This is a genomic window from Pseudoalteromonas marina (genome assembly GCF_000238335.3).
Taxonomy (GTDB): domain Bacteria; phylum Pseudomonadota; class Gammaproteobacteria; order Enterobacterales; family Alteromonadaceae; genus Pseudoalteromonas; species Pseudoalteromonas marina.
The window spans coordinates 627,854-643,371 of record NZ_AHCB03000005.1 but is presented as its reverse complement, the minus strand read 5'-3'; the positions used below and the strand labels follow the sequence as shown (position 1 = coordinate 643,371).

General features: G+C 37.6%; 16 protein-coding genes. 4 read left to right on the top strand and 12 right to left on the bottom strand.

Annotated elements, in window-relative coordinates; all coding sequences use genetic code 11:
* The first annotated feature begins 37 nt into the window (after positions 1-37).
* Complete coding sequence (locus PMAN_RS03030; protein WP_010555908.1) at positions 38-631, top strand: DNA-3-methyladenine glycosylase I; 594 nt, start codon at positions 38-40, stop codon at positions 629-631.
* Positions 632-906: 275 nt separating this feature from the next.
* Here PMAN_RS03030 and PMAN_RS03025 read toward each other — a convergent pair whose 3' ends face one another.
* Entirely contained in the window at positions 907-2,343 is a 1,437-nt protein-coding gene (locus PMAN_RS03025) for a sigma-54 dependent transcriptional regulator (RefSeq protein ID WP_010555907.1), read from the bottom strand.
* A gap of 161 nt (positions 2,344-2,504) precedes the next feature.
* The gene (locus tag PMAN_RS03020) at positions 2,505-3,290 is read right to left on the bottom strand and encodes a flagellin N-terminal helical domain-containing protein (protein WP_010555906.1); all 786 of its coding nucleotides are present in this window, start codon (positions 3,288-3,290) and stop codon (positions 2,505-2,507) included.
* A 185-nt stretch (positions 3,291-3,475) separates the two neighbouring features.
* Here PMAN_RS03020 and pseB point away from each other — a divergent pair, with 185 nt between their 5' ends.
* Genes pseB through PMAN_RS03005 form a run of 3 tightly spaced genes read left to right on the top strand, consistent with a single transcriptional unit; the run spans position 3,476 to position 6,498 of the window.
* Positions 3,476-4,477 carry a UDP-N-acetylglucosamine 4,6-dehydratase (inverting) gene (gene pseB, locus PMAN_RS03015; protein ID WP_010555905.1) on the top strand — a complete coding sequence of 334 codons (1,002 nt, stop codon included), beginning with the start codon at positions 3,476-3,478 and terminating at the stop codon, positions 4,475-4,477.
* Positions 4,478-4,492: 15 nt separating this feature from the next.
* Positions 4,493-5,644, top strand: a complete 1,152-nt coding sequence (gene pseC, locus PMAN_RS03010; RefSeq protein ID WP_010555904.1) for a UDP-4-amino-4,6-dideoxy-N-acetyl-beta-L-altrosamine transaminase — start codon at positions 4,493-4,495, stop codon at positions 5,642-5,644.
* Positions 5,641-6,498, top strand: a complete 858-nt coding sequence (locus PMAN_RS03005; protein WP_010555903.1) for an aldo/keto reductase — start codon at positions 5,641-5,643, stop codon at positions 6,496-6,498. Before pseC ends, PMAN_RS03005 begins: the two co-directional genes overlap by 4 nt.
* Here the strand turns inward: PMAN_RS03005 and PMAN_RS03000 are convergent.
* From PMAN_RS03000 to PMAN_RS02955, 10 genes are all read right to left on the bottom strand, one after another.
* Entirely contained in the window at positions 6,490-7,233 is a 744-nt protein-coding gene (locus PMAN_RS03000; RefSeq protein WP_010555902.1) for a WbqC family protein, read from the bottom strand. The two genes, PMAN_RS03005 and PMAN_RS03000, sit on opposite strands and share 9 nt — an antisense overlap.
* Complete coding sequence (locus tag PMAN_RS02995) at positions 7,224-7,868, bottom strand: class I SAM-dependent methyltransferase (protein WP_010555901.1); 645 nt, start codon at positions 7,866-7,868, stop codon at positions 7,224-7,226. The genes PMAN_RS03000 and PMAN_RS02995 overlap by 10 nt, the downstream gene beginning before the upstream one ends.
* The gene (locus tag PMAN_RS02990; RefSeq protein ID WP_010555900.1) at positions 7,849-8,784 is read right to left on the bottom strand and encodes a DegT/DnrJ/EryC1/StrS family aminotransferase; all 936 of its coding nucleotides are present in this window, start codon (positions 8,782-8,784) and stop codon (positions 7,849-7,851) included. The genes PMAN_RS02995 and PMAN_RS02990 overlap by 20 nt, the downstream gene beginning before the upstream one ends.
* Positions 8,775-9,443, bottom strand: coding sequence for a class I SAM-dependent methyltransferase (locus PMAN_RS02985; RefSeq protein WP_010555899.1), 669 nt, complete (start codon positions 9,441-9,443; stop codon positions 8,775-8,777). Before PMAN_RS02985 ends, PMAN_RS02990 begins: the two co-directional genes overlap by 10 nt.
* Positions 9,436-10,398 (bottom strand): glycosyl transferase, encoded by a 963-nt coding sequence (locus PMAN_RS02980; RefSeq protein ID WP_010555898.1) that lies wholly within the window; start codon positions 10,396-10,398, stop codon positions 9,436-9,438. Before PMAN_RS02980 ends, PMAN_RS02985 begins: the two co-directional genes overlap by 8 nt.
* Positions 10,391-11,761, bottom strand: a complete 1,371-nt coding sequence (locus PMAN_RS02975; protein ID WP_010555897.1) for an FAD-dependent oxidoreductase — start codon at positions 11,759-11,761, stop codon at positions 10,391-10,393. Before PMAN_RS02975 ends, PMAN_RS02980 begins: the two co-directional genes overlap by 8 nt.
* Before the next feature lie 2 nt (positions 11,762-11,763).
* Entirely contained in the window at positions 11,764-12,819 is a 1,056-nt protein-coding gene (gene pseI / locus PMAN_RS02970; protein ID WP_010555896.1) for a pseudaminic acid synthase, read from the bottom strand.
* 17 nt (positions 12,820-12,836) lie between these two features.
* Positions 12,837-13,589, bottom strand: a complete 753-nt coding sequence (locus tag PMAN_RS02965; protein WP_010555895.1) for a cytidylyltransferase domain-containing protein — start codon at positions 13,587-13,589, stop codon at positions 12,837-12,839.
* Positions 13,589-14,914 carry an aminotransferase class III-fold pyridoxal phosphate-dependent enzyme gene (locus PMAN_RS02960; RefSeq protein ID WP_010555894.1) on the bottom strand — a complete coding sequence of 442 codons (1,326 nt, stop codon included), beginning with the start codon at positions 14,912-14,914 and terminating at the stop codon, positions 13,589-13,591. Before PMAN_RS02960 ends, PMAN_RS02965 begins: the two co-directional genes overlap by 1 nt.
* A 119-nt stretch (positions 14,915-15,033) precedes the next feature.
* Positions 15,034-15,513, bottom strand: a complete 480-nt coding sequence (locus PMAN_RS02955; RefSeq protein ID WP_006792717.1) for a GNAT family N-acetyltransferase — start codon at positions 15,511-15,513, stop codon at positions 15,034-15,036.
* Between the last annotated feature and the right edge of the window lie 5 nt (positions 15,514-15,518).

The window sequence follows — 15,518 nt, the reverse complement described above, 5'->3', positions numbered from 1 at the left end:
CGCGACATAAAAATGACGCGCATAAAAAGGAATATGTATGAGTGATCAAATAAAATGCCGATGTGCTTGGTTAGACGCCACCAAACCCGATTACGTTTTATATCACGATTTAGAATGGGGCGTCCCTGTTTACGATGACCAAACACTGTTTGAATTTATAACGCTAGAGTCGGCTCAGGCAGGCTTAAGTTGGTATACCATTTTAAAAAAACGACAAGGGTATAAAAATGCATTTGCTAATTTTGCTGTAAATAAAGTCGCGTTGTTTACCCAATACGATGTTGAGCGTTTAATGCTTGATGAAAATATCGTACGAAACCGTTTAAAAATTAACGCCACAATAAATAATGCCAAGCAATTTATAAACATTCAAAAAGAATTTGGCAGTTTTAGCGCGTATCAATGGCGGTTTGTTGATAACAAACCGATCGTAAGCAGTTTAAATTATACCGAAGAGACGCCTGCAATCACCAAAGAATCAACAGCCTTCGCGAAGGATTTAAAAAAGCGCGGCTTTAAATTTTTAGGCCCTACCACGGTATACGCTCATATGCAGGCCTGCGGTATGGTTAACGATCATAGTAATGACTGCTTTAGAAAAGAAGAAATTATACAGGCGTTTAATGGGTAAGTAATTTGCTCACAAAGAGGTTAAGAGGCGCTGCGCTTTTGAGAAGTAACGTAAAATTTAATTATATTCACTCATTTACCCTCATTTTTCAGATATGTGTTTAAGTAATTAAAAGCTACGCTTTTCACGCAAGTAAGCTCAGCGTCTAGCATCAAAGTCTAAGTTTGCGTTTATCTTGTAGACGCCAAGCTTGCTTGCGTGACTGGCAAAGCCCGTAAATTAGTTGCTCAAAAATGAATAAAAATAACAAAGAGTATTTCACCATTTTCGTACTGCTAATCTCGTGAGAGGTTATACTTTTTCATTTTTTCGACCAGTGTTGTGCGCCTTACACCTAATATTTCTGCGGCGCGCGCAACAACGTAATCAAAACGCTCTAAAGCTTGGGTAATTAAGCTTATTTCAAGCTCTGCTAAATACTCTTTAAGCTCAATGCCCTCTTCGGGTAATACGCCTGAGCCAGCTTGGTTAAATTCAGGCTCTGGCTCATTGTCATAATCACTAAACCCAGTGCTGAATATATCGTTAAAGGCATCTTTTTCCATAAGTTCTTCAGGATATTCAGGCTCATAAGCATCTACCTCAATGTAACGATATTTATTGGGTAGATCAGGTATGTCCACTACCTTTTCAGGGAACATTATAACCATGCGCTCAACCAAATTCGCAAGCTCACGGATATTTCCCGGCCATGCATGCTCTTTTAAGCTTTCGATCGCTCGCTCAGTGAATTTAGCTGTCGTGCCCGTTTGCTCGTTTACGCGACGCATTAACTCCTTAAGTAGTAACGGAATGTCATCAGCACGCTCACTTAACGACGGGTTCTCTATAGGGAATACATTTAACCGGTAATATAAATCTTCACGAAAGCTGCCTGCTTCAATCATGGTTTCGAGGTTGCGGTGTGTTGCAGCAATAACACGTACATCGGCTTGAATCGCCTTAGTGCCACCTACACGCTCATAGCTTCGCTCTTGTAATACGCGTAAAAGTTTAACCTGCATTTGTAGCGGCATATCACCAATTTCATCTAAAAACAGCGTACCGCCTTGCGCCAACTCAAAACGGCCTTTACGCGCAGAAATAGCCCCTGTAAACGCCCCTTTTTCGTGGCCAAAAAGTTCACTTTCTAATAGTTCTGCAGGTATGGCCCCACAGTTTACAGGCACAAATGGTCCTGTACTTCGTTTAGAAAGTAAGTGAACGTTACGTGCAACCACTTCTTTACCAGTACCTGACTCACCTAAAATTAAAACGTTTGCATCTGTTTTTGCTACTTGTTCAATTAAAAAACGGACCTCTTTTACGGCTTGTGTTTCACCTACAAGGCCATCAAAAGATTTATGTGACTGAGTATTTTTGTGCTCCCCCGGCAACATACGATGATACTGCTGGCAATCATGAAGCAATTGTGTGGTCACTTCATGATTAAATGGCTCACAAATAAGTCCAACTACATTAGCAATGCTAAGTAATGGTCTTAACGTTTCACCTATTAATAAAAATGGAAGTGTTGGGTAGCGCTTAATTAAGTTTTCGTGATCGAGAGACTGTAAAGCCCCTAAAATGACCATGCACTCATGCTGCTGATATTTTGCACACTCTTGTTCAAAGTTGTCTTCATCTAAACGATGAGTAACCTCACCGATAAAACCAAGTGATGCGTTTAACCCAATAGAGCGATTGTTATTATTATCTAAAATCAGGATCATAGTTAGCGAGCCGTGCTTCACTCTTTAATGTAATTAACTAAATTGTAAGCCAGTTAAGCACGGATGCAAGTGATAGCGGCAGTTTTTTGACATAAACGCCAAAAAACAGACGCACTCGTTAATTCAATCATACTTAAGAATTAACTATTAAGTATTAATATTTAAAGTAAGCCTAAAATAGACTCGGCAGATTGGTTGGCCTGGCCACGAAGAGCAACTGATGATTGCGCTAAAATATCATTAGACACTTGTTGAGAAATTGCTAGAGCGTAATCGGTATCTTGAATGCGGCTTTGACTGGCTGCAATATTTTCTTGCTGCGTCCCTAACCCTTTAATTGTGCTTGCCAACGTATTTTGAAATGCACCTAACTCAGCTCGTTGTGCATTTATTTCATCATTTGCTTGCTTACTGATGTCAATAGCCGCTTGAGCACCGGCCTGGGTTGAAATATCAATGGTTGATAACGCAGAGGCAAAACTACCATCTGTAGAGTTTACCGTTTGGTTTGTATTCGCATCTGCACCAACTTGAAACGAGACAGCTTGACCATCAAATAAAGGCTTTCCTGCAAAACTCGCATTTTCTAACGTTTCAGATATTTGGCTTTGCAATTGCACGACTTCCTCTTGCAACGCAGCACGATCATTGTCATTCAATGCACCGTTACCCGCTTGAATTGATAGCTCTTGAATACGCGAAACGGCATCATTCACACCACTCAAGTTAGCTTCGCTTACTTGAGTATATGAAATCCCGTCATACGCATTACTTACAGCTTGGCTAAAACCATTTTGCTGTGAAGTAAGCCTATCAATAATTTGCAAAGCCGCTGCATCATCTGCTGCGGTATTTACTTTTTTACCTGTTGCAAGTTGCTCTGCAAGTTTGTTATTTGTTTGCTGAGTTTGGTTTAAAAAGTTAGCTGATGCTGATTGAATTTTCATAACGGCCTCCGTGGTGCTGACTGATTAAATTATAGCTTAATTTGCGAAATTTTGCCCTTTGTACCATTGTTAGACTAAATTAACTTGGCACTTTGCTTGCTTAGTGGTTAAAGTATTGAGATGTGTATTAAAAAATCACGTTTGCGTGTCATACAACGCCAATAATAAATAATTTGGGTAGCACTATGTTCGATAACAAAACAATTTTAATCACCGGTGGTACCGGTTCATTCGGGAAAAAATACGTCAAGACACTACTTGAGCGTTACAATCCAAAAAAAATCATTATTTTTTCACGCGATGAACTTAAGCAATTTGAAATGCAACAAGAGTTTGACCAACCTTGTATGCGTTATTTTATTGGCGATGTAAGAGATAAAGACAGATTAATACGTGCCATGCGCGGTGTAAACTACGTTATTCATGCAGCTGCTTTGAAGCAGGTTCCGGCTGCTGAATACAATCCAATGGAATGTATCAAAACAAATATTAATGGGGCCGAAAACGTAATTGATGCAGCCCTTGATAACGATGTTGAAAAAGTAATCGCTTTGTCTACTGATAAGGCTGCAAACCCAATTAATTTGTATGGCGCCACAAAACTGGCATCAGACAAACTTTTTGTAGCCGCTAATAATATTGCAGGTGGCAACCGCACTACCTTTTCTGTTGTTCGCTACGGCAATGTGGTGTGCTCTCGCGGCTCTGTAGTGCCAGTTTTCCAAAAGTTTATTGATGAAGGGCGCGATCACATTCCAATCACACACGATGAAATGACTCGCTTTTGGATAAACCTTCAACAAGGCGTCGATTTTGTACTTACTAATTTTGAACGAATGTTAGGCGGTGAAATTTTCGTTCCTAAAATCCCTTCAATTCGTATTACCGATCTTGCAAAAGCAATGGCACCTGACTTACCACTAAAAATAATTGGTATTCGCCCTGGTGAAAAACTTCATGAGGTTATGTGCCCCGCTGATTTATGTTTTGAAACCTACGAGTACAACGACCACTTTGTTATTGCCCCAGGTATTAAATTTAGTAGCCGTAGTAATGACTTTACCGTGAACGCAATTGGCGAGACTGGCAAAAAGGTAGAGCAAGGATTTGAATATAACTCTCTTCATAATTCGCATTACATGACGATTGATGAGATTAGAGAATTTAACACCCAGGCATTAAGTTAAAGCTGAATAAAATAAATGATTCCATACGGTAAACAACTAATAAGCCAAGCAGATATTGATAGTGTTGTAACTGTTTTACAGTCTGACTGGCTGACTCAAGGGCCAAAAGTACCGGCTTTTGAAGCTGCTATTTCAAACTATTGTAATGCTCAATATGGTATTGCTGTTAATAGCGCGACTTCGGCACTACATATAGCATGCTTAGCATTAAATGTAAGCGAAGGTGACACTGTTTGGACGTCGCCAATTTCTTTTGTGGCCTCTGCCAATTGTGCGCTTTACTGTGGTGCTAAAGTAGATTTTGTAGATATAGACTTGGCAACTGGCAATATGTCTGTATCAGCCCTTACTGATAAGCTGATTAGCGCAAAACAAAATAATTGTTTACCTAAAGTCGTTATCCCTGTGCACTTGGCAGGCCAATCTTGTGATATGAAAGCCATTTATGATTTATCAAAGCAGTATGGTTTTAAAATCATTGAAGATGCATCACACGCTATTGGCGCGCAATATAATGGCAATAAAGTAGGTTGCTGTGAATTTTCAGATATAACCGTATTTAGTTTTCATCCGGTGAAAATAATTACCTCTGCTGAAGGCGGTATGGCGGTTACTAATAATCAACCGCTTGCAAAAAAACTACAGCGTTTAAGAAGTCATGGGATCACCAATGACCCTAACGAAATGACCGAGCCAAGCCATGGTCCCTGGTATTACCAACAAATAGAGCTTGGCTTTAATTACCGAATGACAGAACTACAAGCTGCACTTGGCCTCAGCCAACTTGATAAACTTGATGAATTTGTCACTACCAGAAACGCATTCGCTATTTCATATTCTAATGCGTTTGAAACTATGCCTCTTTCGCATTTAAAACAACTAACGCAGTGCTATTCAAGCTACCATTTATACGTAGTTAAACTTGCTGACGAATATAGTCACCTTCACAGGCATATTATTGAGCAATTGAGAAGTAAAGGCATTGTTAGTCACCTTCATTATATTCCAATACACACTCAACCTTTTTATAAGGCAATGGGGTTTAAAGACAGCGACTACCCCAACGCGATGAAATATTATAAAACAGCATTCACAATACCTTTGCATCCTCAACTAACAGAGCAAGAACAAAGCTATATTATTAATGAGGTTGGTAAGTTACTGTGAAGCTAGCACTAGGTACTGTTCAATTTGGTGTTGACTACGGAATAAGTAACACACTAGGCAAAACACACCGCAAAGAAATAAAAAAAATACTCAATCTCGCTAAAAGCGAAAATATAACGACCATTGATACTGCATCAGCCTATGGTAATGCTGAAGCCGAACTAGGCCAGTGCTCACTAAGTCCATTCAATATAGTTAGTAAAATTCCACCTATACCTGACTTAACCAATGTTGATGATTTTATAACAAAAACTGTTAAACAGTCTCTTTGTGACTTAAATTGTGACGCTTTATATGGATTACTACTTCATCGCTTTGAAGACTTTAATCAATTCCCTGTTGCGCTTGATTGCTTAAAGCAATTAAAGGCAGATAACAAAGTAAAAAAGGTGGGTGTATCTTTATATTCACCACATCAGCTTAGCGATGATGTATTAACATTTGCAGATCTAATTCAGTTACCACTAAATATTCTTGATCAGCGCTTTGTTCTATCAAATTCATTAAAACAGCTAAAAGCTGCGAATGTAGAGATTCATACTCGTTCAGCCTTTCTGCAGGGGTTATTGCTGATGCATAGTGGCACGCATCCAGATTACTTTAAACCTATTGCACCTTTATTGGAAAAGCTCACCAAGCTGAGTAACCACTTAAATATCTCTAAGTTATCGCTAGCATTAAACTATGTGGTTAGTATTAATGAAGTAGATAAAGTGGTTTTAGGCGTCAACAGCGAACAACAGCTTTACGAAATTTTAGGCAGCCTAACAACAAGCGTATCACACATAGATTTCTCTGAGTTTAGCCTAGTTGATGAGCAATTTATTAATCCAGCACGTTGGCAATTAAACTGATAACGATTGGTAGTGAGTATGTGTGCCTGTATATGTGTTAATTAATTTAACCGTTTCAACGGGCCCAATGTTAAATAAGCAATCGATCACACTAAGATGAGAAATAAATTCCCCCTTAACTTGTGGGTATTTTGGATGGGTAAAGTTTTGATAAAAAACTTCAATATCATTTTTAACTAATGCCCCGCCTGGGGACTCTTTTTCAATGTAAGCTTGCGCGCCCACTGGTGACAAATAATTATTACATTCTAACTCATTACAAATAGATACTAGCCGAGCATCTTTAACACCAGACACGTCTTCAAGCTCTGAAGCAATAAATGTCGAAGTCGTTATATTCATATAGTCCATTAATGCTCTTATAATTTTAATATTCATTTGAGCCAAAAAAGTAATGCTTTCGTCTTTATAAATAGAATCTAAAAGTGGAAATAACGAACTATAAAACGGTGCTTTTGCGTAGCTTTCAGCAATGCTTTTAAGATGCTTTCTTCGCCAAGGATTTGCACTAACAAATTGAGTATTTTCAATTGTTGCTGTCATCCTTCCTTTTGGGGTACTTACCGGACAAGTCAGCATAAGTTCTTGTCTGCCTGACTTAATTTTATTTCTAACGTGCCAATCACTTTTTTCAAGCTTTACATTGTCTAAAAATACAAATTTATCGGCGCTATTAATTAAGCCAAAATAACCTAACCAGGGTAAGTAAGTAGGCTGCATTATGCTCAATAACATGTTGTTTCGCTTTTACTTAATTGCATTGTAAACTCATAAGGGTAACCACCTGGCTTAGTAACGTAATCATGCTTTAGGGAGACAAAAGGTGTCATTGTTGTTTTGCATAATTCGAATAACTCTAAGGGTGATACATAAAAAAGAGCTTCATTTTTAAATTCCACGAATGTCGATAACGCATTAAAAACAACCGACTTCTCACACTGCCTAATACTTTTTTGCAGGGTTAACGTTAAAAAGCCCATATTATCAGTCATTTTATTATTAAACACGCCACTAATAAGCACATGGTCATAGCCTTGTGCTATCTCATCTTTATATATATCAAACACTTCAAACTGAGCTTTTGCATCAGAGCTAAATTTGGCACTAGCAACATCTATAAATTCTGGCACAAAGTCGTAACCTAAATACTCACCGGTAAAGCCGTTTTTTCTTAGATACAAAAGCATATCACCCAAGCCACAGCCTAAATCAATAACTCGACTACTTGATGAAATCATATCCAGGAATATCGCAAACCTTACGTTTTGTGATTCTTTAGATACATGCTGTACTGATTTGTGGCTATCACCATACTCTTTATACAGAGACTGATAATATGACTTTAAAATATTACTTGTCTTGGTAGTCATTTATAAACATTACCATATTGGTTAATTGCTCTTGAGGTGTTTCTGGACGAACAAATAAATTTATAATTTGCTCATCAATTAATGACGCATTTGGATAATGCCCATTGGTTTGTAATTCACCTAACGATTTATAATGCTTGGTAAAAGTAATACCATTCTCTTTTGCTTTAGCTAAAAAGTGAGCTCTATTTTTTATGAGTAAAGGGTAGCGCCAATACGTTACGTCAGCATCAAAACTCGCTTTTACAAAAAGAGAATTAATGATCTTTTTTTGCAGATAATCCACATTTTTTTTTCGAACTTGCATTTGCTTATTTAAATTTAAAAAGCGGTCATTTAATATTTCTAATTGTTTTGAGCCACTAAATTGAGCCATTTTATTATCATTCAAAAACCCCTTAGCACATTCGAATAAACGCTCAGAGTTAGTCAGAACAGCTCCGCCATATTGATTATCAATAGGTTTATCATAACCAAAACTCAAAATAGAAAGGTCGCCAAAACTACCTAATAGTTTGCCTTTATATATACTGCCATACGCTAAACACGCATCCTCTATTAATGTAACGTTGTGCTGTTTTGCAAAACTTGCTATTTCATCAATTTTACAATAGTGCCCGTAACCATGAACGGCCAATATTACTGATACAGAATCATTAAAAACCGGCTCTATATTATTGACTTCCATAGATAAAGAGCACAACGAAACATCAGCCAGAATAACGTTGTACCCTGCCATTTGAATAGCAAACAAAACAATCGGGCAACAGCTTGCCGGCATTATTACTGAGCTCCCCTTTGGAGCCTGTGAGGCATTTAGCGCAGCTATAAGCGCAAAGCTGCCAGAGCTAGTCAATAATGCATGCCGACGGTCAAATTTAGTAGCAATAAAGCTCTGTAATTGAGTTAAACCCATAACCTCAAATCCTTGCGATAACGAGATAAAGGAAAGCTCTCTGGCTGAGTAAGTATTTCTACTTTTTTGACACAGTGCTGTAAATCATTTTCTAGTTGCTCAAAAGAAAAAAAGCGCCATAGAGAATAACGATGTATTAACGGAATCGTTTTTTCATATTCCAGATCACTTGAACTTTTTATATCATGCTCAAAGTGTTTATCTAGTATATCGCCAATCAAAATTACGCCACCGGGCCTGCATACTCGTATCATTTCTTTAATAACATCAAGTGCATATTGATAGCTTGGGAAATAGTGAAAAATACTGTAACTCAGCACTCTTTCAAACTCATTGTCTGCAAACTGAAGATCACTGGCTTGTGATTGATAAAAGACGCCTTGAGGAAGCAATTTTTTTGCTTCATCGATCATTGCTTGAGAATAGTCAACACCTGCATATTGTGAGCATTTTTGTAATTTTGATAGTAGTAATCCGTTGCCACAGCCTACATCTAAAATACTATTTTCTTGCGCTGAGAGCATCAGTTTTTGCTCAACATCATCGCAAAGAGCCTGCCAAAGTGTATCGTCAAAGGGGCGCCCGACCTGTGCTTTAAAATCACTGTTTATACGAGCAATTTCATCCCACTCTGCTTGTTTAGAATTAAACTCACTCATTTGATACCTTTATAATTTCTTGTGCGAATTGCTCGGTTGAATCGAGAAAATATGATTTGAGCATTGCAGCTCTTTGCAATTTAATATCTGAATGTAAAAATCGCTCAATGTTTAATGTTAAGCTTTCAACCGTTGCATCTTCAGCAAGACCTAAGTCAAAGGTTAAATGTGCGCTGGCAAGTTCCAAAGTGTCTTTATGTTGTGCATTCGTTTGCGAGATAGCACAATTAGGTATAAGGCAAAAACCGGCTTCATATTTTGTAAGTCCCCCGCCATTAATAATCAAATCAGTTTGCCTGTAAACAGCAGACATATCATCAACAAATCCTAAAGCTTGGTAAGTATTATTTTTTAAACTAATAGAAGGCATTTTTTGATCTAGTAGAATAATTTCTTTATTTACAAACAACTTATCTAAGGCGTAAACAACATGGGTAGCCACATCAAATCGATCATTACCGCCAATAAAAACCAAAATACTCTCAATACTATTTTTAAAATGAACTTGAGAGCGACTTTGCCTTAATGATAATAACTCTTGAGCAAATGAAAAGTAACGTACTCCTAACCTATGTTTGGCAGTTGCGCGACAAAACGCTTCAGCGTTAAATCTAAAATTCACAATAAGATCTATAAAGTCGTAATTGTATTGATCAAAGTCGTCAATGATACATAACTTCAATCCTATTTTTTTTAATTCAAATAATTGCTCAAAAGTAAACTGATAGCTATCAGCAAGTACCGTCATATGTGGTTCAAAAATAAAGCCACTATCCGCTACAGTAAAACCAAAATTCTTTATACGCTGGGTAGAAAACTGATCAAAATCGCCAAAAAAAATAATATTACTACAAGGCTGCAATGCAAAGGTCGCTCTAGCAACATTCAGACACCTTGATAGATGCCCAAAGCCTGTTTTCACAGTCCCACTACAATAAAAAATAAAATCAGCCAACAGTGCAATACTCTTTTAATTCTTTATGAGCAAGAGTAAGTACGTCAGATAACAACCAACAACGACCGCTAAACCTACCCGACACAATAATATTTTTAAATGAGTTCGTTAATGTTTCATAATTTAGCTGCGTTGTATTACAAAACTCATGCGTAGGTACAGGAAAAGTATTATCTATTTTTTGTACGCACCCACTTTTCATTTTTGTATCAGGCGATATCACCCCCATATTTTTAAGATCAATAATACCCTGCTCTAATGTGTATGTAGGGTCTGCTTTATACCTTAAAACCTCTGCCGATACTTGATACTTGTCACTTTGTCTTAAATTATTGTACAGCGTAACCCTGAAAATATCCGAACATGGGTCCCAATTCCAAAGATAATGCGATTCTCGATTTAAAGGCTGCTTATCAAAGGTAAAATGTAAGATATTTGCAGTCCTAAATATAGGTTTATAATTTGCGATCGATAAATTAGCGGCCTTTAGTGCAAATACAGGCGGCGCGCTCCAAAATAATAAATCACATTTAATACGTGAGCCATCGCTAAGGCTAAACGCGGTAACTAAATCATCTTGATATTCAATGTCTAAAACTTGGCTATTACAGCGAATTTCAACTCCCAAAGACTCTGCTTTTGCCTGCAATTGATCAATCCAAACTTGCGCGCCTTTGGGGTTGTTTGGGTAGTAATAATTTGGAAGGTTAGTACCTTGCGCTACAAGTAACGCTTCAAATTCAGCGGCGCTATGATAACCCAGCTTTTTATCAAACTCAGGATGTTGTTTTAACACGCGTGACAAAGATGCATTAAATGCTTTTATTCTTGTAGCACCAAAATAATTTATGCTGGTATTTTTAGCTAAATCAGTAAATGATACATCGCTGCCATAAAGCTTATTTATAACTGGTTTTGCAAGATATTGATAAAACACTACACCTAAAGTTTCGCACAAATATTGCTCAATGTTATCGGCCTCAGACTCCGATGTGAGCGACATAAACTCACCGATGCCTTGTTTGTAAAGTGCTGAATCTAACTTTCTTGCATCTATAGTTTGCGTTTCTAAATCCCACTCACCTGCAAAATAATTACCTGTTTTGAGCTGTGTAAATGTATGCCAATTTTTAGAAAACTGAGGAAGATTGAATAATATCTCGTCTATTTCAGCAACACCCGTGCTAGCTGGAATATGTGTGCCTTGATCGTAATAATTACCAGCATCGTCAGCGACCGAATTAAGCAAGCCACCTAATGATTCAGACTGTTCAATTAATACAACGCGATCGTAATGTTTGCGCAATAAAATACTTGCCGTTATGCCGCAAATTCCACCACCGACCACTGCACATGTTCTCATAACTAGCCTCTTGGCTCGTTTGTTAATGCAAAGCTAACCCTATCACCTAACTCTACATCACTTGTTAAACTTAACCCTAGTACATCGTCAAAATGCTTAGTATGTAAGCCAAAGCCTGGCCTAACAGATTTAATATCGTGTTTTGTAATAACGTGGCCTTTTTTTAAGTCTTTAGCAAAATAAAGTGAGCGCCTCGCTAACATATTCTTTTTAGCTGAATCAGTTATGTCATAGGTCACACCGCCTACTGCCTTTTCTGCATCTCTTACTGACTTAACGAGTAACGAAAATTCGTCTTTATCTAATGAGAAAAAGGCATCAACCGAGTCGTCAGATTTATCAATAATAAAATGCTTTTCAATTATTTTGGCACCCAGCGTCACACTCACAATGGGTGAAATAATCCCTTGAGTATGATCCGACAAACCAGCAATGCAATTAAATCGTTTAGCTATATCTGTAATAGTTGCTAAGTTGCACTCTTCTAGTGGGGTTGGATAGGCTGTCGTACATTTTAATATTGCTATGCTGTCACAACCATTATTACGCAATGTAGAAACCGCTAGTTCAATATCAGCTAACTCAGCAATTCCTGTAGAGAGAATTACAGGTTTGCCTGTTGCCGCAACATACTTCAAAAGAGGAATATCTGTTATTTCCGGCGAAGCTATTTTATATACCGGCGTATTTAAAGATTCGAGTAAATCAACGGAAGATTCATCAAATGGAGAAGAGAATATATCAATTTCGCAACGTTTGGCCTCTTCAAACAACGCCTGATGCCATTCCCAAGGTGTAAACGCTTTTTGATAAAGTGAGTGCAAAGACACGTGTTCTTGCCAAGGATTGTCGCTAGGCAAACAAAAATCTGGCTTTGAACAATTTAGTGTAATTGTATCTGCCGTGTACGTTTGTAGCTTTACGGCATCTACCCCAGCCAACTTAGCTTCAGCGATTAATTTTTTCGCTTTATTAATGTCTCCACCATGATTAGCAGACATTTCAGCTATGATGTAGCACGGACTATTTTCATCGATTGTTTTATTGTTAATTTTCATAGTAAGTCCAAAGCCAATTAATGTTGCTCATTTTGTAATGAAATAGCTAACCCTTCGTTACGAATAACTTGGCTATTAATCTGTTTAATGAGTGGATGAGCATCGAGTATGTTTTTTATATTTTGATAGTTAATGTTAACAGTATCGTTAGTAAAACGTGCTAATTCTTTAATAACCTGCCAATCTTCAGGTGTATCTAATGTAAACCGATAGCTGCTGTCATCTGTCGTGCTTTGCATTTCATAGGTAGAAAATTGATTTAGTTTATTTTCGTAAAAATGTAACGTCACGTGTTCACGTTCAGACTCCCTGAGTTCGGCCGTGTTTAATGATGATAGCGAGCTCTTTGTGAAAACCTCACAATCAACGCCCTCAGCAAAATGCTCACTCAAATAAGCATAATCAACCTGTTTTTCAAAGTATGTCTGCAATAATAAATCACAAACGCCAGCATCAACAAAAGGTGAATCGCCTGTTATTCTTACAATATGCTCAGAGGGATACTTCTGGCTTGCTTGTTGAAAGCGCTCTAAAACATTTTCTTCTGAACCTCTAAACACGTCGATTTTATGGCGTTTGGCTAACTCAACCAACTCATCATTTTCTTTGTTAAAAGAAGTCAGAAGAACAATATTATCAATGTATCTTGATTGCTTTAAACGCATAACAATGTGCAGGATAACGGGGATCCCGTTTATTTCTTTTAACACCTTTCCTGGTAATCTTGACGATCCCACTCTTGCTTGAATAAAGGCAGTAACGGACTTCATTAATTTAACCTTTGAAAGCCACTGTGGCATACCGGACCGTTAATTAGGCTTTCTATATCGACATTGCTGTCTAATGACTCCTGAAGAAAATAAAAAACTTCTCTCATTGCATCAATATATTTATCGCAAAGCTCATCAGTATGGGCTATCGAAAGGTAAATCACATTACTCGCTAAAAACCCTCTTCTAAGCATTTCTTGAGTAAATAGTGTTTTTAACGCCAATGCGTGATCACCTGGAAATATAAATATAGGAACACTATCAATACCTATAATTTTTAGGTTAAAACCTGTTTGAGTGACCACTTCTTCAATGCGAGATTTTAGTCTTGCGCCAGTTTCATTTAAACGTTTAGGGATATCATCTCGTTGAAATATTTCTAATGTTTTTAACGCTGCTGTAAAGCCAACACGTTCGGTCCAATAAGAACTACTGATGAAGGATTGCTGCGCTGCATCCATCACTTCAGAACGACCTATTATAGCGCCTATTGGATGACCGTTACCCAACGCCTTTCCTAACACACAAATATCAGGCTCTATCGATGTTAAAAGATGAGACGCCCCTGTGTTAAGTCTAAAACCAGAGGATATTTCATCAAAAATTACAACGATGTTATGTTCAACAGCTAAATCTTTCACAGCTTGTAAAAAGGCAACATCCGGCAAACCATGACGAAAAACTTCCATCATAACAACGCCAAGGTTATCACCGTGAGCATCTATGATTGCCTTAAAGCCATCAATATCACCTTCCTTAAATGGCACCACGGTATTTTGTAATTGCTTAGGAACACCAGCAGGCCTTAAACCAGGTAATAACTGCTCATCTAAATTTTCAGCGTCAGTTATATTTGTTGCTAAGTACCAATCATGCCAACCATGGTAGCCGCAAAAAGCAACAACATCTTTTTTACTATAGGCACGAGCAATTCGCACTGCTAACGCACACGATTCGCCACCAGTACGAGTAAAGCGGACAGCTCCCGCCCAAGGATGTATCTCAATAAGCTTTTCGGCTAACTCCACCTCTTCATGACAGTTCAAACTACTCATGCTTCCGTTAGAAATCGAACTTATTACCGCATCGTTAATTTCATCATTAGCATAACCTAAAGAACTAGTACCAATTCCCATAATAGAGAAATCATAGTAATGATTATCATCTAAATCCCAAACTTCACAGCCTTTAGACTTTTTATAATAGGCAGGCCATTGGTCGGGTAAAAACATTTCGGCACGCTTTGAAAGTAATTGATTCCCACCAGGAATAATTTTTTTGGCCTTTTGCCAAAGCTCTGCACCCGAATTGCTTTTTGATGACATGTTTTTTCCTTAGGAATAATAAGTTTAAATTATTTATTAACTATTATAATGAAATTTCGCTTACGCTCTAATAACTTATCGGCAATTTAAAAAAAAGACTTAGGAAGAATAGATATTTTTTATAGAAGTGATTTTTTCATAAACAAACCATGGTCAGTTTGTTCGCTAATTTCAAAGCCCAATTTTTTATAAGCAGAAATTGCAGGTGTATTACCTTTATCAACACCAAGTATAATTGTTTCGGTATGAAAGTGTTTTGCCAAGTAATCTGCACTTATAGAAATAACCTCAGCTGCAACACCTTTACCACGCCACTGAGCCTCACCTAACAAAATCCCCATTGTTGCGGTTTTATTAACTAAATCTATAGGTTCATACTTTATATTGCCGATGTGTTCACCATCAGTAAAAATGCCCAACAAAATAGCTGCTGGGTCATTATTTTTAGCTTTAATATAGTTCTTCAACTCGTCTAAAGATGACGATTTATAACTAATAAACTCTTTAGCTTTACTATCGTCAAACCAGCTTAGGTAGCGATATGTTGCATCAGCCTCTGTTAAGAGTGAAAGAACAAATCGTTTACTCTTAATCTGCATATTGA